Below are 22,008 nucleotides of genomic sequence, written 5' to 3'. Positions count from 1 at the left end.
TCATGAATAGCAGTAGTTTATATGACGAAGAAGGCTCCATCTGAAAGCAAGATGGGGTCTTTTTGTATTTTTTATAAAAAAGGGTTGCCCGAATGGGAAAGGTGATGTATATTTATAACATATTATTTATAAATATTAACTTTGGCGCACACGAACAATACAAGGGGGCCATCCAATGAAGGAACAGCTTAGACACCATTTGAGTCAAATCGAGTCCAAGCTCTGGGAAATGAGCGACTACTTATATCATCATCCCGAACTTGGCGACCAGGAATACCAGTCTATGAAATTACTCACGGACTTCCTTGCGTCACACGGCTTTTCAGTGGAAAAAGGAATTGTCGGCAGGCCGACCGCTTTTAAAGCAGTTTATGACAGCGGAAAAACAGGGCCGGCAGTTGCCTTTTTATGCGAATATGATGCGCTTCCGGGTGTCGGCCACGGCTGCGGCCACAATATGATCGGAACGATGAGCGCGGGTGCGGGTGTGCTTTTAAGCAAAATGGTTGACGAAACCGGCGGCCGCGTGGTGGTGCTCGGGACACCTGCAGAAGAAACGAACGGTGCGAAAGTTGCGATGGCGGAACAGGGTATTTTCGATGGGATCGATGCCGCGATGATTGTCCACCCGGCCGATGAGTCGTATGAAAGCGGTGAGTCGCTTGCCATGGATGCGATCCAGTTTGACTTTCGTGGGAAATCAGCCCATGCGGCATCGAACCCGGAAGACGGCATTAACGCACTCGACGCAGTGATCCAGCTGTTTAACGGCGTGAATGCACTCCGCCAGCATGTCACCTCCGATGTCCGTATCCACGGCATTATCAAAGAAGGTGGCATTGCCGCAAACATTGTCCCTGATAAGGCGGTGGCCCAGTTTTATGTCCGCGCCAAGGCCCGTGCGGTTTTAAACGAAGTGGTTGAAAAGGTGAAAAGAATCGCACAGGGAGCTGCAATGATGACCGGTGCCACCGTGCAAATCTCCAATTACGAACTAAGCTATGACAATATGATCACAAACGAGACATTGTCGAAAAGGTTCACGGAAAACCTTTTACAAACAAAAGTGAAAAAAGTCAATCCGCCAAAAACCTCATACGGATCCATTGATATGGGCAATGTCAGCCATGTCGTGCCGGCGATCCACCCGTATATCGGCCTAGATGCCCCGGGGCTTGTCGCGCATACAAAAGCATTTGCCGATATGACGGTTACGGACAATGCACATCAGATCTTATCGAGCGGCGCGCTGGCTTTGGCTATGACCGGGTTTGACCTTCTCACAAACCAGGAACTTTTGGAAAAAGTAAAAAGCGAGTTTGCGGAAAACGTTAAAAAAATACCGGTAAACAGCTAAAAAATGACATTTATTTTTTAAAATAGGGATCTTTTCAAACATTGCACAACGTGTTAAAATACATTTTGTTGAATAAAGATACTTACCAAGACTGATATATTCATAGGGGGAAACATTGTGAAAAAGATCGTGTTAGGCATCGCAATTGTATTTTCAATGGTGATTGCGGCAGCTTGCGGCCAAACAAACAGCAGCAAAAGTAATACGAAAAAAGAAAAAACGCTCGTCATGGGCACTTCAGCCGACTTTGCCCCGTTTGAAACAAGAGACACAGCAGGAAATGTGGTCGGATTTGACGCGGATCTCGCCAAGTATATTGCAAAAGAACTGGGATACAAACTTGAAATTAAAGATATGAAATTTGACGGACTGATCGGGGCGCTGCAATCGCACCGTGTTGACATGGTCCTTTCCGGGATGTCCGCAACGAAAGAACGTGCCAAAAACGTTGACTTCTCCACCCCGTACCATCATTCAGGGGAAATGTTTGTTACGCTAAAAGGTTCCCCCGTCAAGACACTGGATGACTTGAAAGGCAAAACCGTCGGCGTCCAGCTCGGCACCATTCAGGAAGAGGGCGCGGACAAGCTGAAAGGAAAGTACAATTTTACGGTCAAAAAGCTGGACAACTCCACAAACTTAATTGAAGAATTGCTTTCAAAACGGATTCAAGTAGCCTATCTTGATAAATCAGTCGCAGAAGGCTATATCAAGAAGCAAAACCTGGTTGGCTTTGACGACCCGACCTCGAGCTCACCAGGTATGGCTGTTGCTTTGCCAAAAGGCAGCAAATTGACGGCGAAAGTCAACAAAGTGCTGGCAAAAGCGGAAAAGAACGGGAAACTGGACGAGCTGAGAAAGAAATGGAAACTTGACAAACAGTAATGCATGCAGGCGCCTTGCTGAGCAGGGCGCTGTTTTTTCAAAACAAACAAAGTGAGGTGTAAGGCATGAATTTGGATTTCAGCCAAATTGTGCCTTATATTCCTTTTATTTTAAAAGGAATATGGGTAACTTTAAAATTTGTATTTTTTGCGATCCTTTTCGGGTTTGTGCTCGGCACGATTTTTGCCCTTTTTAAAATTTCTCATATTAAAACATTGAAATGGATAGGCGATATTTATACATCAATTTTCCGGGGCACGCCGCTCATTGTGCAGCTGATGCTCATTTATTTTGCCATTCCACAGCTGACCGGTTACGATATCCAGCCGTTTCCGTCCGCTATTCTCGCATTCGGCTTAAACTCTGCGGCATATGTATCGGAGATCATTCGGGCCGGGATCCAGGCGGTGGACAAAGGCCAGACCGAAGCTGCTCAGGCGCTCGGCGTACCGTATTATTTAATGATGAAAGACTTGATTTTACCGCAGGCGATGAAAAATATTTTGCCGGCGTTGATGAATGAATTTGTTTCTCTGACAAAAGAGTCCGCCCTTGTATCGACCATCGGTTATCTCGATTTGATGCGCCGTGCCCAGGTTGTCGGCGCGCAAACGTATCACAATTTTGAACCGCTGCTGTTTGTCGCTGCGATTTACTGGGTGCTTGTCTTTATCCTCACCATGCTTGGCAAACAAGTAGAAAGGAAGATGAAATACAGTGATTAAAGTCGAACATCTCCATAAGCAGTTCGGGCATAATGAAGTTTTAAAAGACATTTCAACAGAGGTCGGAAAAGGGGAAGTCGTCGTTGTCATCGGCCCGTCCGGATCCGGAAAATCGACCTTTTTACGCTGCCTGAATTTCCTGGAGGAGCCGACAAAAGGGCGGATTTGGATTGACGGGGAAGAAATCACCGATAAGAAAACGAATGTGATGAAAGTCCGTTCAGAAATCGGCATGGTGTTCCAGCACTTTCATCTTTTTCCGCATAAAAGGGTCCTGGACAATTTGACTTACGCGCCGATGAAAGTAAAAAAGATGAACCGCCAAACCGCCGAAGAAAAAGCCCGGGAATTGTTGAGAAAAGTCGGCCTGACCGAAAAAGAAGAGGCATATCCGGACAGCCTTTCCGGCGGGCAGAAGCAGCGTGTCGCGATTGCGCGCGCGCTGGCAATGGAACCGAAACTGATGCTGTTTGACGAACCGACATCCGCGCTTGATCCGGAGATGGTCAAAGAAGTGCTGAACGTCATGAAAGATCTTGCCCAAACCGGCATGACAATGGTTATCGTCACACACGAAATGGGCTTTGCCCGCGAAGTGGCTGACCGCGTCCTGTTTCTTGACGGCGGCAAAATTTTGGAAGACAGCACACCGGATGAATTCTTTTCGCGCCCGAAAACAACCCGGGCACAGGATTTTTTGGACAAAGTGTTGTAAAAAAGCAGCTGCACAAGGCAGCTGCTTTTTTACATGGGAATGCCGGCCTGTTAATGAAATCCTTTTGGAAGCCCAAAGAGACATTTTCACCGTTCCCGCTTCCGTCCTCCCGCTACCCCAGACGAAACAGCCGGCCTTTACGTTAAGAAACCGGTGGGAAACTGGGGGCCTATCTCCGCATAGAGCGCGTCTATGTGAAGGAAGCGAGAAAAATTGCAGGTCTTTCTTAACGTAGAGTGCGTCTACGTTAAGGAAGCGAGAAAAACTGTGGTTCTATCTTAACCTAGAAGGCGTCTACGTTAAGGAAGCGAGAAAAATCGCAGCTATATCTTAACATAGAAGCCGTCTATGTAAAGGAAGCAAAGCAAATCGGGGTTCTTTCTTAACATAGAGTGCGTCTATGTAAAGGAAGCGAAGGAAATTGCGGCTCTATCTTAACCTAGAAGGCGTCTACGTTAAGGAAGCGAGAAAAATCACAGCTCTTTCTTAACATAGAAGGCGTCCCTGTTAAGAAAGCAAGAAAAATTGCCGGGTATCTTCACATAGAGCACGTCTACGTGAAGATACCCGGCAAAAAACAATGTCTTTCTTCACACGAAGGGTTCTGTAATACATTTTAAAAAGGCAAATCGGAAGCGGGAATAAAGCAAAGCCTCCCGCCGCTCCAGTTAGCCGGCTGTTTTTACCGTAACTTCAAGCTCCATTTCCACATTTCCCTGAATGGCCCGGCTGATCATGCATGATTTTTCGGCTTTTTCTGCGAGCTTCCGCGCGAGCCGGACATCGCTTTCGGATGCGTCCGGTTTCAGCACAATTTCTGGTCGGTGGATGATCTTTTTATACGTAAATACGCCGTCGGTCACATCGACGATCCCTTCTGATGCCATTGTCAAACTGTCTTTCTCCAGGCTGCTGCGTTCCATCATCGCCGCCAGCGTAATGATATAACATGTTGCGGCAGCCCCGAGCAACATTTCGTCCGGATTTGTGCCGGCACCCGGGCCACCCATCTCCGGAGGAATGGAAATTTTCGTTACCAGGTTTCCGCATGCAATGTTCCCTGTATCATTGCGAAGCCCCGGCCAGTCTGCTTTTAAATGAAAATGATGTTCTGTCATGTGTGACCCCTCCTGTTAAAATTTGCTTTCTGCTGCTGTTTTGTTTTTGCCGGCTGCTGCTCTTCTCCCATGGACGGCATAATAAACGGCAATACACAGGACAACCCAGCCCGAAACCGCAAGATACAGCATCCGGAAATCCATCAAACCGGCAACTGTTCCTAAAAGATAAGGGCCGGATCCGCTTGCCAGGTCAAGAAAAATGAAAAATGTCGAAGTTGCCAGTGCTTTCCGGTTTGGTGGTGAAAGCTGAATGGCAATTGCCTGGAAGCTGGACTGTACGGTGCCGTAACCAATCCCGATCAAAGCTCCGGCTGTAAGCAGCATCCATCCGCTATGCGCCTGGCTGAGCAGGACGAAACCGGCAATTAACAAAATTAACAGCGGGTAAACGACCACATTTGCCCCGCGTTCATCAAACCATCTGCCTGTAAAAGGTCTTGTGATGACAAGCGCTGCCGCATATACAAGGAAAAAATAAGTGGCGGCGCCGGTTAGCCCAATGTCCTTTGCATACAAAGATAAGAAAGATAGCACACTGGAATAGGCAAGCGTAACGGCAAAAACCGCACCTGAAATCGGCAAGGCAGCCGGTTCGAAGTAATCTATTACTTTAAAACGAGCCATTTCCGTAACTTTTGCATGGCCAGCAGCCGGTTTTGGAACGGATAACAAAATGCCAGAAATCAGATCGATGAACGCAATGATGCTTGACACGAGCACGATCATATGAAAATCGGCAAATCGGGTAATCAGAATCCCTAAAAACGGCCCGATAGCCATCGCCAAATTCATGCTTGTCGCATAATAGCCGGTGCCTTCCCCGCGCCGTTCATTCGGGATGATATCCGCGACAATGGCGCCGGCGGCTGTCGTAATCACGCCGTGCATCGCTCCCTGGATAAAACGCAAGACCATCAAATATAGGAGACTATCAGCTTTAAAATGAAGCAACATCACAGCCAGAAAAACAACCAATCCGCCGACCAGCATCTGCTTACGGCCGATTTTGTCGAGATATTTCCCGGCAAATAACCGTGCAATGAGTGAAGCGAGCACGAATATTCCTGCCGCAAGCCCTGCCATTCCCTGACTTGCATGGTAGGCGGTTATGACGTACATGGCAATACTGGTCATTAACAAATAAAATACAACGTGCGTAAAAAAATTTGTGGAAGAAATCATAATAAAGTCTTTCGTCCACAATTTCGGTTTATCCAAAGGAAGTACCCCCTCGTTTCTAACGTAAAAAGCAGGTAACTTCATTATAGAACGTTTTAGCAAAAATATTCAATGTGTTTCTATACCAGAAATAAAGGGGGCCGTTCACGTCCCACCGCATCTTACACCTGACATGATGCACGCTATAGGGTGCCCCGCGCACCACCATGCTGCAAAGAATGCAGCACGCATAAAAGTCTGAAAATCTACCGGCGCAATTTTTCAGCCCAGACGCCTATGCAGCAGAGAACGCAGGATAGCAGTCCTCGTGCATTTTTAACGCAGCGCCATCCGAACAACAGTGCATGTTCAGAACAAGGCATGCAGCCCGCTGCTTCAACATGGCGGGAAACGAAACATACACAATTGTTGCCTTATCTTTTTATTCCGGTGTATATTTAAAAATATAAAAGTTTACAAAGTGAATTGTTAAAAATAGAAAGATTTTCCCAAATTATCTTAAAATAGCATTCTCGTAGGACAAAACCCGATCAGCACGTCTATTCAATCTGCAAACTTCCCGTATTGGATTCAAGATGCATTTTTAACAAACGATATTGAAAACGGATACAGTCGTGTGATTCAAGCAATGGGATCAAAAAACGTTAAAGCTGCCAACTGCTATTATTTCTTTGCGGCAAATCAAAACGAAACGGTGTGCATTGCCGGACAGGTTTTTTTCAGTGACAAAATAGAAAACATTTGTTATTATATGATAATAATCTTTTTAAATGAATACAAGGATGGAGGCGTCTATATGGATTTTCAATTGTTTCCGGAAGGCGACGGCGCAATCCTGATTGAAGCAGGGAAAGAAATCAGCCTTGCAAACCACAGGAAAATCCGGGCGATCGTTTCATTAATCGAAAAAGCGGCGCCTGCGTGGATGATTGAATATATTCCCGCCTACACAACAGTCACCGTTCTGTATGACCCTTTCAAAGTTTATGCAAAATTTGGCGAATATCCCTACAGATATGTATCCCGCTATTTCACCCGGCTTCTTGAAAAAGCGCAGCCTACATTTATCCCGGAACCGCGCACAGTCGATATCCCGGTATGCTACGGCGGCAAATTCGGGCCGGATCTCGAAAATGTTGCCCGCATCAACGGCCTTACGCCTGAAGAAGTGATCCGCATCCATGCTTCCGGCGACTACACCGTATACATGATCGGATTTGCACCAGGTTTTCCTTATATCGGCGGCATGCCTGAAAAAATCGCAGCGCCAAGGAAAAAAACGCCGAGGCTCAAAATACCGGAAAGATCGGTCGGAATCGCCGGGAAACAAACCGGGATTTATCCGATCGAAACACCCGGCGGCTGGCAAATCATCGGCCGGACCCCTGTCAAACTGTTCCGGCCGGACCGGGATGGGCCAAGCCTCCTGCAAGCGGGCGACAAAATCCGCTTCCGGCCGGTGAGCCTTGAAGAATACCAGGAACTGGAGAAGATGCCGTCATGATTAAAATCATCAAACCGGGCATGCTGACAACGGTGCAGGATCTCGGGCGGCCCTACCAAAAATACGGGGTTGTCCAAAGCGGGGCAATGGATGCTTTTGCCCACAGAGCCGCAAACTTGCTTGTCGGCAATCCGGAAAATGAAGCAACACTGGAAATTACGCTCACAGGGCCGGTGCTGGAGTTTCAGAACGATACACTGATTGCCATTTGCGGCAGCGGGTTCCATGCTGTTTTGGACGGGAAACCGGTCGGGCTATGGCGCCCCGTGAAAGTGAAAAGCGGCAGTGAACTCAGACTGAGGCAGGGCGGGACCGGCTGCCGCGTCTATTTGGCAGTGGCCGGCGGGATATCTGTTCCGGAAGTGCTGAAAAGCAAGTCAACTTATTTGCGCGCAAGGATAGGCGGTTTCAACGGCAGGGCGCTCCAGGCGGGCGATGTGCTCGAAACCGGGACTCCCGGGGAAGTCTGCAGGCAACTGGCTGCATCTCTTGAATACCCGCCGGCATGGTCTGTATCGAAAAACATGCTGCCGGATTACAGTCCGTTTCCAACGATCCGGGTCATTCCGGGCCGCCATCACGATTTATTTGCCGCAGAAAGTATTGAAACATTTTTCCATGAACCATACCGCCTTTCGCAAAATTCCGACCGGATGGGGTACCGCCTCGAAGGTCCGAAACTGGCGGTAAAAGCGGCGCAGGAGATGTTATCTGAAAGTGTCAGCTTTGGAACCATCCAGGTGCCGTCCGGCGGGGAGCCGATTGTCCTGTTGGCAGACCGGCAAACGACAGGGGGATATCCGAAAATCGCCCAGGTTGCTTCTGTGGATTTGCCGCTATTAGCCCAGCTGAAGCCGGGGGATGAGCTCCGGTTTAAAAAAATAACGTTGCAGGAAGCACAGTTGCTTTATATAGAAAGAGAAAAACAAATTCGCATGTTGAAGGGAACGATTGCCTACCAGGCGAAAAGGAGGGGCACACATGCCGAGCATTGATCTGAACTGTGATATGGGCGAAAGTTTTGGTGCCTATACCATTGGGAAAGATGAAGAAATACTGGATTTGATCACTTCCGCAAATATTGCGTGCGGTTTTCACGCCGGTGATCCTACTGTGATGCGGAAAACGGTCCGGATGGCGGCTGAAAAAGGGGTTGGGATCGGCGCGCACCCCGGGCTTCCGGATCTGATGGGGTTCGGGCGCCGGAATATACAGATTTCCCCGCAAGAGGCTTATGACATGACCGTCTACCAGATCGGTGCCCTTGCTGCGTTTGCAAAAGCAGAAGGAAGCACCGTCCGGCATGTAAAACCGCACGGCGCACTTTACAATATGGCAGCCAAAGATACGGGACTCGCCGAAGCCATTGCGAAGGCGGTCTATGATGTCAGCCCCGACCTCATTTTATTCGGGCTTGCCGGCTCGGAACTTGTAAAAGCCGGGGAAAAAGCCGGCTTAAAGACGGCGAGCGAAGTTTTTGCCGACCGGACTTATCAACAAGACGGCGCTTTGACACCGCGGCGTGAACCGAATGCCTTGATTGAAGACCGTGAAACGGCGGCAAAACAGGTGATCCGGATGATCAAAGAAGGCGCGGTCACCTCTGTGCAAGGTGAAGATGTGAGTGTCCGTGCTGATACAATCTGTATCCACGGCGACGGCAGACAGGCGCTTCATTTCGCGGCATTTATCCGGCAGTCGCTTGAACAGGAAGGCATCAAGATCGAAAAAATCAGCCATTTGAGCTGATATAAACAGGGTGGCGCCAACTGGAATTCCGGCCGCCACCCCGCTGTAACGGGAGAAGCAGCACAACAGTTTATGCTGTAAAATCGCAGTCTCCCCGTGACCTAGGCTTAATCTCATAACGACTGGCCTATACCTATATATTTGTGAGTCTGCAGGGAGTGAAAATTCGCAACCTCCCCACCTAAAATTCTGTTAAATTGGCAATGGATGGATGAACTAAGCGTTGAAAATGCACAACTTTCCCTCGTAAAACCAGGGCCAACCGGGATAAGCCCACCAACAGAAAACAAGCAGCACAACGGCATATGCCTGATTGGTTTAACAAATAATCGTTGAAATTTACATTCCCCATATAACGCGTGAATTCCCCCGCCTTGAAGATTTATATAAAATGAACTTAAGTTTTTACATCAAGCCCGAGCACCAATTTGCATGATGACTATTTTTTACAAGCAGGTGACAGAGCTGCGAAATGATGTTTATTTTATTTAAAAACAAAAAGTACGGGCGGGGGTTATCTGTATATAGAAAAGGAGTGAACGGGTATGGTATTGATCGGTGTCGCACTGATTATTATTGGATTTGCACTCAGATTTAACCCGCTGGTCGTTGTGACCGTTTCGGGTCTTGTCACCGGATTGATCGCGGGTCTCCCGCTGAAACAACTGATTACGCAATTCGGGGAAGCTTTTACAACAAACCGCTATATGTCCATCTTAATTATTACCTTACCGGTGATCGGCCTTCTGGAAAGAAGCGGATTACAGGAACAGGCGAAACACCTCGTTTCCAAAATCAAAGCAGCAACGGCCGGTAAAATTCTGACATTTTACCTGCTGATCCGCGAAATTGCCGCGGCGCTCGGTCTGAACAGCCTGGGCGGACATCCGCAAACAGTGCGGCCGCTCATCGCACCGATGGCTGAAGGGGCGGCAGAAGCAAAATACGGTGATGTACCGGAAGAAGACAGAGAAGAAATTCGTGCCCAAGCGGCAGCTGCCGACAATATCGGCCTGTTTTTCGGAGAAGATATCTTTGTTGCGGTCGGCGCCATTCTTTTAATGAAAGGATTTTTTGACCAAAACGGCATTAAAGCGGATCCGATTTCGATGGCGCTTTGGGGGTTGCCGACAGCCATATTCGTATTTATCGTCCATTCCATCCGACTCCGCCTCTTTGACCGGAAACTGGACCGAAAGCTTGGAAAAACCGGAAGCAAGGATGTGAAAAAATGATCATCTCAACTGAGTGGATTTATATCATCATGGGAATCGTTTGCTTTTTCTGCTCTGTCTACACTTTTTTTGATCAAGCAAACAGCAGGCGCATCCCGTCCGGCCTTTTTTACCTGATTTACGCCGTGACGCTCTTGTTTGGAAAAGTGATTCCGCCTTTTTACACCGGGCTGATGGTGCTTGCCATGGTGGCGATTGTGGCATTTGGCGGCCTGCAAAAGGGAAGCTACAATGGGGCAGGTGCGGATGAGCGGGAAAAAAGCCGCAAACGATTGGGAAACCGGCTTTTTCTGCCGGCAATACTCATCCCGGTTTTAACCGTATTGGGCTCAAAATTGCTTGTCAATGTGAAAATCGGCTCGCGTCTTTTGCTGGACCCATCCAATCCGACGCTTGTCGCGCTTGGAGTGGCGTGTATCATTGCCATCCTTACCGCAATGATGCTGACAAAAAGCCGTCCGCAAACTACATTTAATGAATCAAGGCGTCTTTTGGAAGCAATCGGCTGGGCTGTTGTCCTTCCGCAAATGCTGGCGACGCTCGGTACCATTTTTACAAAAGCAGGGGTCGGCACAGTGGTGTCAGGCCTGATTACAAAAGTGATCCCGGAAAATTCGGTTTTCTGGATCGTGTTCGTTTTCTGTGTTGGGATGGCGCTTTTTACGATGATCATGGGCAATGCGTTCGCTGCTTTTCCGGTGATGGCGGCCGGGATTGCGATTCCGTTTTTGATCGAGCGGTTCGGTGCCAATGCGGACCAGATTGCAGCCCTTTCGATGTTCGCCGGTTACTGTGGCACGCTCATGACCCCGATGGCAGCGAATTTTAATATTGTGCCGGCTGCGCTATTGGATTTAAAAGATAAAAACCATGTCATCCGTGTACAAGTGCCAACCGCGCTGCTGACACTTGCATTTAACATTGTATTGATGTATCTGTTAGTCAAATAAGATGAGATCCATTTAGAGGTATGGGGTAAATCAATACCTATTCGTGAGTAAATGAGAGATCATGGCACTTTATTGAAGGAGGAGAGGAAAATGGAGAAAAAAGTACTCTTAACCGGTTTTGATCCTTTTGGCGGGGATAAAGTAAACCCTGCCCTGGAAGCGGTAAAGCAATTGGACGGAAAAAATATGGAAGGCATTCGCATCGTCACGCAGCAAGTGCCGACCGTATTTCACGAATCGATCCGGACCGCTGCTGAGGCCATTGAACGGGAAAAGCCCGATGTTGTCATTTGTGTGGGACAGGCAGGCGGGCGCACGCAAATCACGCCGGAACGTGTGGCGATTAATATTGATGATGCCCGTATCCCGGACAATCAGCATCATCAGCCCATTGACATCCCGATTGCAGCGGACGGCCCCGCGGCTTATTGGTCAACGCTGCCGATTAAAACGATCACGAGGCAGCTGCGGGAGGCGGGAATCCCGGCTGCTGTCTCCAACACAGCAGGCACATTTGTCTGTAACCACCTGTTTTATGGCGTCATGCACCATCTGGCAAAAAACAACATATCAGCCCGCGCCGGTTTTATTCACGTGCCTTATATTCCGGAGCAAACAACCGAAACAGGTGCCCCGAGCATGTCACTTGAAATGATCGTCAAAGCGCTTGAAATTGCAGTTTCCGTCTCCGCCACGACCGAAAAAGATCTGGTGGAAACAGGCGGTGCATTGCATTAAGGGATATGAAAAATTGTAGCCCCGCGGATGAAGGACAAAACGGAGTTGGCCACTGTGTGAAATGTCTTTTGTAAAGGCTATGAAGGACAAAAGGCGTTTGGTTGAGTCCGGAAATGTCCTTCAGAGAGTCAATGAAGGACAAAACAGATTTGCTCGCGGCTCGGAATGTCTTTCATCGAGGTAATGAAGGACAAAAGACTGTTGCCTGTATCGTGAAACGTCTTTCACAGGGCCAATGAAGCAAAAAGAAATTCGCCGGTGGCACAAAACCCCTCAAAAAAACCCGTCTGGAAAGTTCATTTCCAGACGGGTTTTTCGCTTTTCTTTCTATTATAATAAAGCGCTGCAGATCAAGTTGATCAGAAATAAAGCCCCTAACAAGATCATCACAGGGTGTAATGTTTTTGCCTTCCCTTCCAGGATTTTCAGAACGGGCCAAGCTACAAAGCCAAAAGAAAGGCCGGTAGAAATACTGGATGTAAAAGGGATCAGAACGATGATCAAAAATGCCGGAAACCAGCTGCTGAAATCATCGAAATGAAGGTCTTTTAACTGCTGCATCATGATGGCGCCGGTAATGACGATAATTGGCGCAATGGCAGCCTGCGGAATATAACCCAAGAGTGGCGTAAAGAAAAGCGATAAGGCAAACAGAATGCCGGCTGTTACCGCCATGATCCCCGTTCTGCCGCCGCTTTCGATTCCGGCCGCGCTTTCTGCAGCGGCAACGGTCGGGCTTGTGCCCAATATCCCCGAAATCAAGCTTGTCGTAGCACTCCCTTCGAAAGTCCTTTTAAAGTTCCTTTTATCGGGGAGGATGCCCTCCAACATGCCCATCGACTCAAAAATGAGGATCATCGACATGGAAAAGACTGCGAGCAAAAACGGGAGAGAAAACAGGTGTGAGAAATCCCCTTTTCCAACAATTGCGCCATAGTTCGTAAAATCGGATAAGGGCACATGCGCGGACTGGCTGCCGTGGATGCCAAACAGGATGCCAGCAATCGCCGTCACTGCAATGCCAATCAAAAATCTGCCGTTTACTTTTTTGATAAAAAGCATCAAGTTGACAAAAAGGCCGAACAAAAAAAGAAGGACATTCGGATTGGTGAGAGAGCCGAGCTCGATTAAGGAAGCTTTCCCCGGCTGGATCAGCGCCGCCTTTTCCAGCCCGATTTCAACAAGAAACAACCCGATTCCGACTGTAATGCCGGTTTTTAAGGCAGCCGGGATGGCAGCCGATAACACCGTGCTCAGTTTTGTAAAAGCAACAAGCATGTACAGCACACTGGCCAGCATGGAAATCGCAAGCGCTTGTTGCCATGACAATCCCATATTGACGACAATCGTATACGTAAAAAAGGCATTGACTCCCATTCCGGGCGTTAGGATGATCGGGGCATTGGCCCAAAACCCCATCATCAGGCAGCCTGCTACAGAAGACAGGATGGTGGCAAATACACTTAAATTGACGGGGATCCCGGCATCCGCCAAAATCATCGGATTGACAATGATGATATACGAAATGGCGAAAAAACCGGTCATCCCGGCCGTGATTTCTCTTTTTATAATAGATTTATCAGAAAAGGCCTGCCATAAGGATGGCCGGCCGGAAGACAGCGTACGATCATGATAGAACTGGTGATGAGACATTTTGATTCATTCCCTTTTTATTTGTATGTTCTATTGGCAACCGCCGATTCCTGCCTGTTTAGAACGGGATGTTTGCTACACCTCCAGCCGGCATGAACAGACAGAAACCGTTTTTTCAAACAGCAGAAAGATGAAAAGCCAGCAACAAGTCGGAAAACGAGCGGCTCCTTCGACATCTCTTCACCATCTGTCCAGGTATCAGATAGAGAAGGAGACCTCATCTAAAGAGCCGTACACCCCATCCGCGAACAGGAAGGGTGCACGGAGTTTTTAAATTTTGTTCTTCCGGAACGAAGCCCCCTGGTTTCAGGGGAAATTTTACACATGATCATCCTATCACCATACAAACAAACCGACAAGGCCGGCGCTCAAAAGCGAGACAAGGATACCGGAAAGGACTAAATAGCCTGCATTTTTCGAAATATGGTGTACAGTTGCTTTGTCCGACAAATCTTTAAACGCACCGATCACCATTCCCAGTGTAGAGAAGTTCGCAAAAGAAATCAGGAACGTGCAAAGGACGGCACGGAAATGCGGTGCGAACGTGTTGACTTTTGGCGCAATTTCACCCATTACAACAAACTCATTGGTAACCAGCTTCGTCCCCATATATTGTGCCATTTGGAAAGCCTGGTCTGCCGGCAGTCCGAGCAAAAAGCTGAATGGGAACAAGATGATGCCCAAAATCGATTCCATTGTCAGCCAAGGTGCGATGAGCATCAGAAGTTTGTCAATCAATGCGGCAAGTGCGACAAATGCGATAACAGAAGCGGCAATGATCAAAATCAATTTGCCCGCTGCCAGAATGGAGTCGCCAAGGAAAGAAAAGAAAGGTTCTTTTTCTTCTTTTTTGACTTCCACTACTTTATCTTCATCCCGATCGATCTTTACAGGGTTTAAGATGTTGACAACAATAATAGCGTTGATGATATTGAGCGGAATGGCAGAGAGCACAAACTGCCCCGGCACCATTTGTGTATAGGCCCCGACAATGGCTGCGGTAATACAGCTCATCGACATCATCGCCAGCGTTAAATTCCGCTCCGGGCTGTTCTTTTTAATTTGCAGGCTGGAAACCGCCAACGCTTCCGTATTGCCCAAAAACATCATTTCAACAGAGAAAAACGACTCGAATTTCGGCTGACCGGTAATTTTGGACAAAATCCATCCGAGTTTGCCGATGATCCAAGGCAATACATTGAAATAAGTTAAAATGTCAAATAAAGGAACGACGAGCAAAATCGGAAGCAACGCACTGACGAAAAAGTCCATTTGTTTGACATGCACCCAGCTTGAAAAGGCAAACCCGATGCCGTCGTAAGCCGTCTGCACGAGCCAGTTAAAACCGTATGCTGCCCCGTGTACCATGGCGCGCCCCACCGGAAAACGGATTAAAAACCAAGCCAGGAAAATATTGAGGACAACCATTAAAGAAATGGATTTCCATTGAATATGCTTTCTATCCTTAGATAATAAATAGGCGACGCCAATAAATACCAAAATGCCAACGATGTTGAGAAGCAAATATCCGAACATGGCATAGACCTTCTTTCCATTAAGATAAACGACACGTTTATGAAGCTTTCAGCATGTCCCTTGAAGCGTATGTGTGTTTGTACACTTCCTTTTATGCTGAAACTTCAAATGTTTTTGGAAAAAGTTCAAACAAAAGCAGGGTGGCTGTGTTCTGTTTCACAAAGTGAATATAACACCGAATTGAACAGTTGTAAACGCAAACATAAAATTATTTTCAAAGATTAAATTTTCAGTTTACAGGAAAGGGAAGAAAAACCAGGGAGGGCAATGGATTCTGGGAAAAAGAAGAGCCGGCCGATAAACCGGCCGGCAACATTTTTTGCTTACTTTACAGCAGCATCTAAAGCAACGCGGATCATGTCATTGAATGTGGTCTGGCGTTCTTCAGCACTTGTCGCTTCCCCTGTTAACAGGTGGTCGCTGACCGTTAAAATTGCCAGTGCTTTTCTGCCATATTTGGCTGCCAGCGTGTAGAGGGCTGCAGTTTCCATTTCAACGGCCAAAATGCCGTATTGTGCCCATTTTTCGTGATCAGCGTAGTCATCATAGAATAAATCCGCACTGAACACATTGCCGGCTTTCAAATTCAATCCTTTTTCCACGCCGCTTTCATATGCGCTTTTTAGTAAGTCAAAATTTGCCAGCGGTGCGTAATCCATTGCACCGAAAATTTTCCGGTTAATTTGGGAGTCGGTCGATGCCCCCATGGCCAAAATGACATCACGGATTTTAACATCTTTTTGAATGCCGCCGCATGTCCCGACACGAATCAAATTTTGCACTCCATAATCCTTCATCAGTTCTGTGATATAAATCGAGATCGAAGGAATGCCCATGCCTGTGCCTTGGACCGATACTTTTTTGCCTTTATACGTTCCCGTAAATCCGAACATATTTCTTACTTCGTTATAACATACTGCGTTCTCGAGGAAATTTTCCGCAATATACTTCGCCCTGAGCGGGTCTCCCGGCAACAGAATCGTGTCAGCAATCTCGCCTTGTTTTGCGCCAATATGTGTGCTCATTTTATGATGCTCCTTTACTGAAATTGTCATCCGTACAAAATGACCGGATGCAGCATGTCTGAATTGTACAAAAAGTAGAAAAAAGGTCAAACCAAGATGCATCTTGAATACTAGTGCCAATATAACATGCTCGCGAAAGTTTGTAAACGCAGACATGAAAATAATTTCACAAACCCGATTGCCAAATGTAAAGAAGAACGGTTAAAATAAAGGCAGAAAGAGCTGCTGCATGTTTGCATTCCAAGCCGTGCTGCCGCGTTTCACGATTTTCCACAAAAATTTTATACAAAGTGCTCATTTTTGTATCAGGCCGGGGAGGGGAACCTGATGAAGAAAGAAATGGAGAAAAGCAAGTTAAGCATTGAAGTGGCAGAGCTCTATTATCAACTAAACTACAGCCAGCAGCAAATATCTGAACATTTAAAAATATCTCGTCCGACGGTTTCCAGATTGCTACAATACGCGAGAGAAAAGGGATATGTACAAATCAAAATTGCGGACCCTTTCGTGGATTTGCAGCAACTCGAGCAGCAATTGGCTGAAAAATATCACCTGAAAGAAGCCTGTGTCGCGTTTTCACCTGCATCAGATCCGGCAACCATCTTGCATTATGTGAGCATTCGGGCGGCCGAATATGTAAGCGGATTGATCCGAAACGGCATGAGCATCGGCATCAGCTGGGGATCGACCATCTATGAGGTCGCGGCAAAACTTCCGAAAATGCATGTAAAAGGGGCAGAAGTGGTACAGTTAAAAGGCGGGACAAGTTTTTCGCATGTAAACACGTACGCGTGGGAAACGCTAATGCTTTTTGGCAATGCCCTGCAGACGCTCCCTGTCTATTTTCCGTTACCGCTGTTGTTTGAAAAGGCGGAAGCCATGGAGATCGTCATGCAAGATCAATCCATCCAAAAAATTATCGAGAAAGGCAGGGAAGCCCAGGCAGCCATTTTTACGGTCGGTGCTGCAGATGAAGAAGCCTTGCTGTTTAAACTTGGTTATTTTACTGAGGCGGAAAAAGAAAAACTGATGGAAAAAGCTGTCGGGGATGTGTGCTCACGGTTTATAGACCGAAACGGGGAAATATGTGACACAGCGATTAACAAGCGGACGGTGAGCATTGAACTTGCGGAGCTGCGCAAAAAGGAATGGTCCATCCTCGTTGCGGGCGGCAGACGGAAAGTCCTTCCTGCCCATACGGCACTTACAGCCGGCTATGCAAATGTATTGATTACCGATCAACATACCGCCAAACAATTGCTGGGCATGGAACAGGGATAAAATAAGGGTTTCAATTTCCGGTAAAAGAAGAACGCGTGGGAAAAAACGGTTTCCTGCGTTGTGATGGCCAGGCAATATAGCACACCCGTTGAATTCACGGAAAAACAGGAATGCTAATTGGACAAATGTTCCAGACCGGCCAGCTTTTTAGCAATACCCATACCGAATGGACGCAACGCGCGAAAAAACAGGCATCCCCAATATCGCTGTGTCCCAGATATTGACAAAGAAAAAACAGAGGGCTATGATGGGGGCGAAAGGAAGCGATTACAGCAGGTGAAAACTTTTACCTGTTTTTTCGGAGCTTCCTTGCTACCTGCCGGCCAGCCGTTTTTACAGGTAGACCTTTCACTGTGGCTGTCCTTCTGTTTCACAACGGGGTACCTGCGCAGTGACCAGCATGAAAGCAAGTGATTCTTCAAACTATGTTTTGGCATAAAAGGAGAGAACAATAATGGCAGAAAAATTTAAAAGAGTATCGATTATTGTACTGGATTCGGTCGGAATAGGAGAAGCGCCCGATGCAAAAAAGTACGACGATGAAGGATGCGACACACTCGGCCACATTGCCGAAAAAATGAACGGGCTTAACGTCCCGAATATGGCAGCGATGGGATTGTCCAATATCCGTCCGGAAAAACCGCTCGTTGGGGTGCCGGTTCAGGAACATCCGAAAGCTTTCTTCACCAAAATGCAAGAGATTTCTGCAGGGAAAGACAGCATGGATGGCCACTGGGAAATGATGGGTCTTCCTGTCACGAGCCCGCTCCGCACGTTTCCGGAAGGTTTTCCGGATGAATTGATAAAAAAAATCGAGGATTTCAGCGGCCGTAAAGTGCTTTGGAACAAACCGGCAAGCGGCACGGAAATCATTAAGCAGTTCGGTGAAAGACAAATGGAGACAGGGGAGCTGATCGTGTATACTTCCGGTGATTCTGTACTTCAGATTGCGGCCCATGAAGAAATCATCCCGCTTGAAGAATTGTACAAAATCTGCACATATGCACGGGGGCTGACAATTGATGAGCCTTACCGGATCGGGCGCGTCATTGCAAGGCCGTATGTCGGAACGTCCGCCGATAATTTTACAAGAACGTCCAACCGGAAAGACTTTACGCTGGAACCAACGGAAGAAACCGTGATGGATTTTATCAAAGATAGCGGGCTGGATTCCATCGCCATCGGGAAAATCAACGACATATTCAGCGGTCACGGGATCACAAAAGGATTCCACACCGAAAGCAATATGGACGGCATGGATAAATTAGTGGACGAACTGAAAAAACCGTTCCACGGCCTCTGTTTTACGAACCTTGTCGATTTTGACGCGAAATACGGCCACCGCCGTGATCCGATCCGCTACGGACAAGCGATTGAAGCGTTTGACAAGCGGCTTGATGAAGTGCTGCCGGAACTGTCAGACGAAGATTTACTGATTATTACGGCTGATCACGGAAACGACCCGGCGTTTAAAGGAACGGACCATACACGGGAATTTGTGCCGCTGCTTGTCTACTCCCCGCGCTTTAAAGAAGGTCGTGCCCTTCCTGTAAGGCAGACGTTTGCCGATCTCGGCGCAACGATCGCAGAGAACTTCGGTGTCCGTGCGCCTAAAATCGGGACCAGCTTTTTGAACGAATTACGCTGAAAAGAAAGGTGACGAGCCATGCGGATGATCGACATTATTGAAAAAAAGCGGAACGGCGGAGAACTGGCAACGGAAGAAATCAACTTTTTTGTGAAGGGGTATACAGAAGGCACCATTCCTGATTACCAGGCAAGCGCCCTGGCCATGGCCATCTATTTCCAGGATATGTCAGACCGGGAAATTGCGGATCTGACCATGGCGATGGTTCATTCCGGGGAAACGCTTGATCTGTCCGCCATCCACGGCATCAAAGTGGACAAACATTCAACCGGCGGTGTCGGTGACACAACAACTCTTGTCCTCGCCCCCCTTGTAGCAGCACTCGGCGTCCCGGTAGCGAAAATGTCGGGCCGGGGCTTGGGGCACACAGGCGGTACCATTGACAAACTGGAATCCATTCAAGGGTTTCATGTTGAAATTACGACAGACCAGTTTATTGATTTGGTAAACCGGGAAAAAGTCGCCGTTATCGGACAAACCGCCGACCTGGCACCCGCTGATAAAAAGCTGTACGCACTAAGAGATGTCACTGCAACGGTGGACTCCATTCCGCTGATTGCAAGTTCAATCATGAGCAAAAAAATCGCTGCGGGTGCAGATGCCATTGTTTTAGATGTCACAACAGGCGCCGGCGCTTTTATGAAAAAAGAAGAAGATGCTATCCGCCTCGCTGAAACAATGGTCCGGATCGGCAACCATGTCGGCCGCAAAACCATGGCCGTGATTTCCGATATGTCCCAGCCGCTCGGATATGCCATCGGGAATGCCCTCGAGGTAAAAGAAGCCATCGACACGCTAAAAGGAGAGGGCCCTGACGATTTGACGGAACTGGTGCTTGCACTCGGCAGCCAGATGGTGGTGCTTGCCGGAAAAGCGACGACATTGGAAGAAGCAAGGAAAATGCTGAAAGAAGCCATCGCGAATGGCGCCGGTCTTGAAAAGTTTAAAAAATTTGTCGCCAACCAGGGCGGGGATCCTTCTGTGATTGACCATCCGGAAAAACTGCCGCAAGCGAAATATGCGATCGATCTCCCGGCAAAAACTTCCGGGTACGTTTCCAAAATGGTTGCAGACCAGATCGGGGTTGCGGCAATGATGCTGGGGGCAGGACGCGCCACGAAAGAAGATAAAATTGATTTTGCAGTTGGAATCGTTTTGCGGAAAAAAGTCGGGGATCGGGTAGAAGCCGGAGAACCGCTCGCCACGATTTATGCAAACCGGGAAGCAGTCGAAGAAGTAAAGGAAAAAATATACGACAATATCACCATCTCCGATCACGGCGAGGAACCGAAACTGATTCATAAAATCATTACAGAATAATCGATCCTATTGAAAGGGGAAATTTTATGACGAACCTTGCAGCGTATATTGATCATACCTTATTAAAACCGGAAGCAACCGAAAAAGACATTTTAAATTTAACAGCAGAAGCTGCACAATATCATTTTGCATCTGTCTGCATTCATCCTTACTGGGTAAAATTGGCTGCCAAAGAGCTGGCTGGAACAGGCGTGAAAGTCTGCACCGTCATTGGCTTCCCGCTTGGCGCCACAACGTCCGAGACAAAAGCCTTTGAAACGAAAAAAGCAATCGAGGACGGCGCGGAAGAAATGGATATGGTCATCAATATCGGCGCATTAAAAAGCGGAGATATAGAAGCCGTTGAGGCGGATATCCGTGCGGTCGTGGAAGCGGCACAAGGAAAATTGGTCAAAGTCATTATCGAGACCTGCTTATTGACAAACGAAGAGAAAGAACTGGCTTGCAGACTGGCTGTCAAGGCAGGCGCCCATTTCGTAAAAACGTCAACCGGATTTTCAACAGGCGGCGCCACGATAGAGGATGTAAAACTGATGCGGCAAACAGTCGGGGACAAAGCCGGTGTCAAAGCTTCAGGCGGAATCCATACAAAAGCAGAAGCGGAAGCCATGATTGAAGCCGGCGCAACAAGAATCGGGGCCAGCTCCGGCGTAAAAATTGTGAGCGAATCGTAATCGGGGATTCGCTCGTTCAAAGAGCTGGATCGGTGCAAATTGTAAGCGAATAAGAAAGGGAGTGCGAGACATGGATGTTGAAAAATGGGTCAAAGATGCCATTGAAATTCGTAAAGCCGCCTATGTTCCTTATTCCCACTTTGAGGTTGGCTCCTGTCTTGTTACAAAAAGCGGGAAGGAATATTTAGGATGCAATATTGAAAATGCATCATACGGATTATCCAACTGTGCGGAAAGAACGGCTATTTTTAAAGCGGTATCTGAAGGGGAAAGGGAATTTCAATACATGGTCATCGCCGGAGATACGGATGAACCCATTGTGCCATGCGGGGCATGCCGCCAAGTGATGAGCGAATTTTGCGAGAAAGATATGCCGGTCCTGCTCGTGAACACAAAAGGCGACAGGCGGCTAACCACCGTCGGAGAACTCCTCCCCGGCGCGTTTTCCAAAGATGATATGTAAGCCGAAAACAGGCAGCAAAATTCTTGCTGCCTGTTTTTGTGCGGCGATATGCGGGACCAGCATGCGCTTATATGCAGCGGATTCCCGCGCCTATTTGGAATGCATAAAGATAATTCGTACGGTTTTACCGTTTAAGATGGCATTTCGAACGATTTCCCCTCGAAAATAATCCCCCGACGTATTCACCGAATCCAATTTTTCCTTGCATTCAGGCACCAGCCTGTATACAATAAGAAACATAACTTCAGTA

Annotated in this window: 20 protein-coding genes; 15 read left to right on the top strand and 5 right to left on the bottom strand. The window is 47.7% G+C overall.

Annotated features, from left to right (window positions below; genetic code table 11):
- Positions 1-175 precede the first annotated feature (175 nt).
- The 4 genes from NSS95_RS14385 (at position 176) to NSS95_RS14370 (ending at position 3,682) form a co-directional block, all read left to right on the top strand.
- Entirely contained in the window at positions 176-1,357 is a 1,182-nt protein-coding gene (locus tag NSS95_RS14385; protein WP_014096961.1) for a M20 family metallopeptidase, read from the top strand.
- A 117-nt stretch (positions 1,358-1,474) separates the two neighbouring features.
- Complete coding sequence (locus NSS95_RS14380) at positions 1,475-2,242, top strand: transporter substrate-binding domain-containing protein (protein ID WP_081111671.1); 768 nt, start codon at positions 1,475-1,477, stop codon at positions 2,240-2,242.
- Positions 2,243-2,307: 65 nt separating this feature from the next.
- Positions 2,308-2,967 carry an amino acid ABC transporter permease gene (locus tag NSS95_RS14375; RefSeq protein ID WP_014096963.1) on the top strand — a complete coding sequence of 220 codons (660 nt, stop codon included), beginning with the start codon at positions 2,308-2,310 and terminating at the stop codon, positions 2,965-2,967.
- The gene (locus tag NSS95_RS14370; RefSeq protein ID WP_014096964.1) at positions 2,960-3,682 is read left to right on the top strand and encodes an amino acid ABC transporter ATP-binding protein; all 723 of its coding nucleotides are present in this window, start codon (positions 2,960-2,962) and stop codon (positions 3,680-3,682) included. The genes NSS95_RS14375 and NSS95_RS14370 overlap by 8 nt, the downstream gene beginning before the upstream one ends.
- Before the next feature lie 668 nt (positions 3,683-4,350).
- Here NSS95_RS14370 and NSS95_RS14365 read toward each other — a convergent pair.
- Positions 4,351-4,800, bottom strand: a complete 450-nt coding sequence (locus tag NSS95_RS14365; protein ID WP_035189317.1) for an OsmC family protein — start codon at positions 4,798-4,800, stop codon at positions 4,351-4,353.
- 15 nt (positions 4,801-4,815) lie between these two features.
- Complete coding sequence (locus NSS95_RS14360; RefSeq protein ID WP_328229161.1) at positions 4,816-6,021, bottom strand: MFS transporter; 1,206 nt, start codon at positions 6,019-6,021, stop codon at positions 4,816-4,818.
- A 757-nt stretch (positions 6,022-6,778) separates the two neighbouring features.
- Here NSS95_RS14360 and pxpB point away from each other — a divergent pair.
- From pxpB to pcp, 6 genes are all read left to right on the top strand, one after another.
- Positions 6,779-7,486 carry a 5-oxoprolinase subunit PxpB gene (gene pxpB / locus NSS95_RS14355; RefSeq protein ID WP_017554682.1) on the top strand — a complete coding sequence of 236 codons (708 nt, stop codon included), beginning with the start codon at positions 6,779-6,781 and terminating at the stop codon, positions 7,484-7,486.
- Positions 7,483-8,481, top strand: a complete 999-nt coding sequence (locus tag NSS95_RS14350) for a 5-oxoprolinase subunit C family protein (protein ID WP_340713995.1) — start codon at positions 7,483-7,485, stop codon at positions 8,479-8,481. Before pxpB ends, NSS95_RS14350 begins: the two co-directional genes overlap by 4 nt.
- Entirely contained in the window at positions 8,468-9,235 is a 768-nt protein-coding gene (locus NSS95_RS14345; RefSeq protein ID WP_026683890.1) for a LamB/YcsF family protein, read from the top strand. The genes NSS95_RS14350 and NSS95_RS14345 overlap by 14 nt, the downstream gene beginning before the upstream one ends.
- Positions 9,236-9,780: 545 nt before the next feature.
- Positions 9,781-10,470 carry a DUF969 domain-containing protein gene (locus NSS95_RS14340; RefSeq protein WP_026683891.1) on the top strand — a complete coding sequence of 230 codons (690 nt, stop codon included), beginning with the start codon at positions 9,781-9,783 and terminating at the stop codon, positions 10,468-10,470.
- Entirely contained in the window at positions 10,467-11,420 is a 954-nt protein-coding gene (locus NSS95_RS14335; protein ID WP_340713994.1) for a DUF979 domain-containing protein, read from the top strand. The genes NSS95_RS14340 and NSS95_RS14335 overlap by 4 nt, the downstream gene beginning before the upstream one ends.
- Positions 11,421-11,510: 90 nt before the next feature.
- Positions 11,511-12,158, top strand: a complete 648-nt coding sequence (pcp, locus tag NSS95_RS14330) for a pyroglutamyl-peptidase I (RefSeq protein WP_328229506.1) — start codon at positions 11,511-11,513, stop codon at positions 12,156-12,158.
- Between the two features lie 330 nt (positions 12,159-12,488).
- Here the strand turns inward: pcp and NSS95_RS14325 are convergent, their stop codons facing one another.
- From NSS95_RS14325 to deoD, 3 genes are all read right to left on the bottom strand, one after another.
- Complete coding sequence (locus NSS95_RS14325) at positions 12,489-13,811, bottom strand: NCS2 family permease (protein ID WP_026683894.1); 1,323 nt, start codon at positions 13,809-13,811, stop codon at positions 12,489-12,491.
- Positions 13,812-14,147: 336 nt separating this feature from the next.
- On the bottom strand, positions 14,148-15,347 hold the full coding sequence (locus tag NSS95_RS14320) for a nucleoside transporter C-terminal domain-containing protein (protein WP_276210609.1): 1,200 nt from the start codon (positions 15,345-15,347) through the stop codon (positions 14,148-14,150).
- A 323-nt stretch (positions 15,348-15,670) separates the two neighbouring features.
- On the bottom strand, positions 15,671-16,372 hold the full coding sequence (gene deoD / locus NSS95_RS14315; RefSeq protein WP_014096975.1) for a purine-nucleoside phosphorylase: 702 nt from the start codon (positions 16,370-16,372) through the stop codon (positions 15,671-15,673).
- A gap of 327 nt (positions 16,373-16,699) precedes the next feature.
- Between deoD and NSS95_RS14310 the strand changes: the two genes are divergently transcribed.
- The 5 genes from NSS95_RS14310 (at position 16,700) to NSS95_RS14290 (ending at position 21,758) form a co-directional block, all read left to right on the top strand.
- A complete protein-coding gene (locus NSS95_RS14310; RefSeq protein WP_014096976.1) occupies positions 16,700-17,653 on the top strand; it encodes a sugar-binding transcriptional regulator in 954 nt (317 codons plus the stop codon).
- Positions 17,654-18,107: 454 nt separating this feature from the next.
- A complete protein-coding gene (locus NSS95_RS14305) occupies positions 18,108-19,301 on the top strand; it encodes a phosphopentomutase (RefSeq protein WP_035183389.1) in 1,194 nt (397 codons plus the stop codon).
- Between the two features lie 18 nt (positions 19,302-19,319).
- Positions 19,320-20,621: a pyrimidine-nucleoside phosphorylase gene (locus NSS95_RS14300; RefSeq protein ID WP_035183390.1), complete on the top strand. Its 1,302-nt coding sequence runs from the start codon at positions 19,320-19,322 to the stop codon at positions 20,619-20,621.
- 26 nt (positions 20,622-20,647) lie between these two features.
- A complete protein-coding gene (gene deoC / locus NSS95_RS14295) occupies positions 20,648-21,295 on the top strand; it encodes a deoxyribose-phosphate aldolase (protein ID WP_061577630.1) in 648 nt (215 codons plus the stop codon).
- 70 nt (positions 21,296-21,365) lie between these two features.
- Positions 21,366-21,758: a cytidine deaminase gene (locus tag NSS95_RS14290; protein WP_017552288.1), complete on the top strand. Its 393-nt coding sequence runs from the start codon at positions 21,366-21,368 to the stop codon at positions 21,756-21,758.
- The last annotated feature ends 250 nt before the right edge of the window (positions 21,759-22,008 follow it).

The organism is Weizmannia sp. FSL K6-3076, assembly GCF_038007245.1.
GTDB classification, from domain to species: domain Bacteria; phylum Bacillota; class Bacilli; order Bacillales; family Bacillaceae_C; genus Weizmannia; species Weizmannia faecalis.
The sequence above is the reverse complement of the archived record's forward strand: the minus strand, read 5'-3'. Positions and strand labels throughout refer to the sequence as shown.

Bases quoted from the DNA above. Each gene is read 5' to 3' on its own strand.
- NSS95_RS14385 (WP_014096961.1), top strand. From the start codon at position 176: ATGAAGGAACAGCTTAGACACCATTTGAGTCAAATCGAGTCCAAGCTC.
- NSS95_RS14375 (WP_014096963.1), top strand. From the start codon at position 2,308: ATGAATTTGGATTTCAGCCAAATTGTGCCTTATATTCCTTTTATTTTA.
- NSS95_RS14365 (WP_035189317.1), bottom strand. From the start codon at position 4,800: ATGACAGAACATCATTTTCATTTAAAAGCAGACTGGCCGGGGCTTCGC.
- pxpB (WP_017554682.1), top strand. From the start codon at position 6,779: ATGGATTTTCAATTGTTTCCGGAAGGCGACGGCGCAATCCTGATTGAA.
- NSS95_RS14350 (WP_340713995.1), top strand. From the start codon at position 7,483: ATGATTAAAATCATCAAACCGGGCATGCTGACAACGGTGCAGGATCTC.
- NSS95_RS14345 (WP_026683890.1), top strand. From the start codon at position 8,468: ATGCCGAGCATTGATCTGAACTGTGATATGGGCGAAAGTTTTGGTGCC.
- NSS95_RS14340 (WP_026683891.1), top strand. From the start codon at position 9,781: ATGGTATTGATCGGTGTCGCACTGATTATTATTGGATTTGCACTCAGA.
- NSS95_RS14335 (WP_340713994.1), top strand. From the start codon at position 10,467: ATGATCATCTCAACTGAGTGGATTTATATCATCATGGGAATCGTTTGC.
- pcp (WP_328229506.1), top strand. From the start codon at position 11,511: ATGGAGAAAAAAGTACTCTTAACCGGTTTTGATCCTTTTGGCGGGGAT.
- NSS95_RS14325 (WP_026683894.1), bottom strand. From the start codon at position 13,811: ATGTCTCATCACCAGTTCTATCATGATCGTACGCTGTCTTCCGGCCGG.
- NSS95_RS14320 (WP_276210609.1), bottom strand. From the start codon at position 15,347: ATGTTCGGATATTTGCTTCTCAACATCGTTGGCATTTTGGTATTTATT.
- deoD (WP_014096975.1), bottom strand. From the start codon at position 16,372: ATGAGCACACATATTGGCGCAAAACAAGGCGAGATTGCTGACACGATT.
- NSS95_RS14310 (WP_014096976.1), top strand. From the start codon at position 16,700: ATGAAGAAAGAAATGGAGAAAAGCAAGTTAAGCATTGAAGTGGCAGAG.
- NSS95_RS14305 (WP_035183389.1), top strand. From the start codon at position 18,108: ATGGCAGAAAAATTTAAAAGAGTATCGATTATTGTACTGGATTCGGTC.
- NSS95_RS14300 (WP_035183390.1), top strand. From the start codon at position 19,320: ATGCGGATGATCGACATTATTGAAAAAAAGCGGAACGGCGGAGAACTG.
- deoC (WP_061577630.1), top strand. From the start codon at position 20,648: ATGACGAACCTTGCAGCGTATATTGATCATACCTTATTAAAACCGGAA.
- NSS95_RS14290 (WP_017552288.1), top strand. From the start codon at position 21,366: ATGGATGTTGAAAAATGGGTCAAAGATGCCATTGAAATTCGTAAAGCC.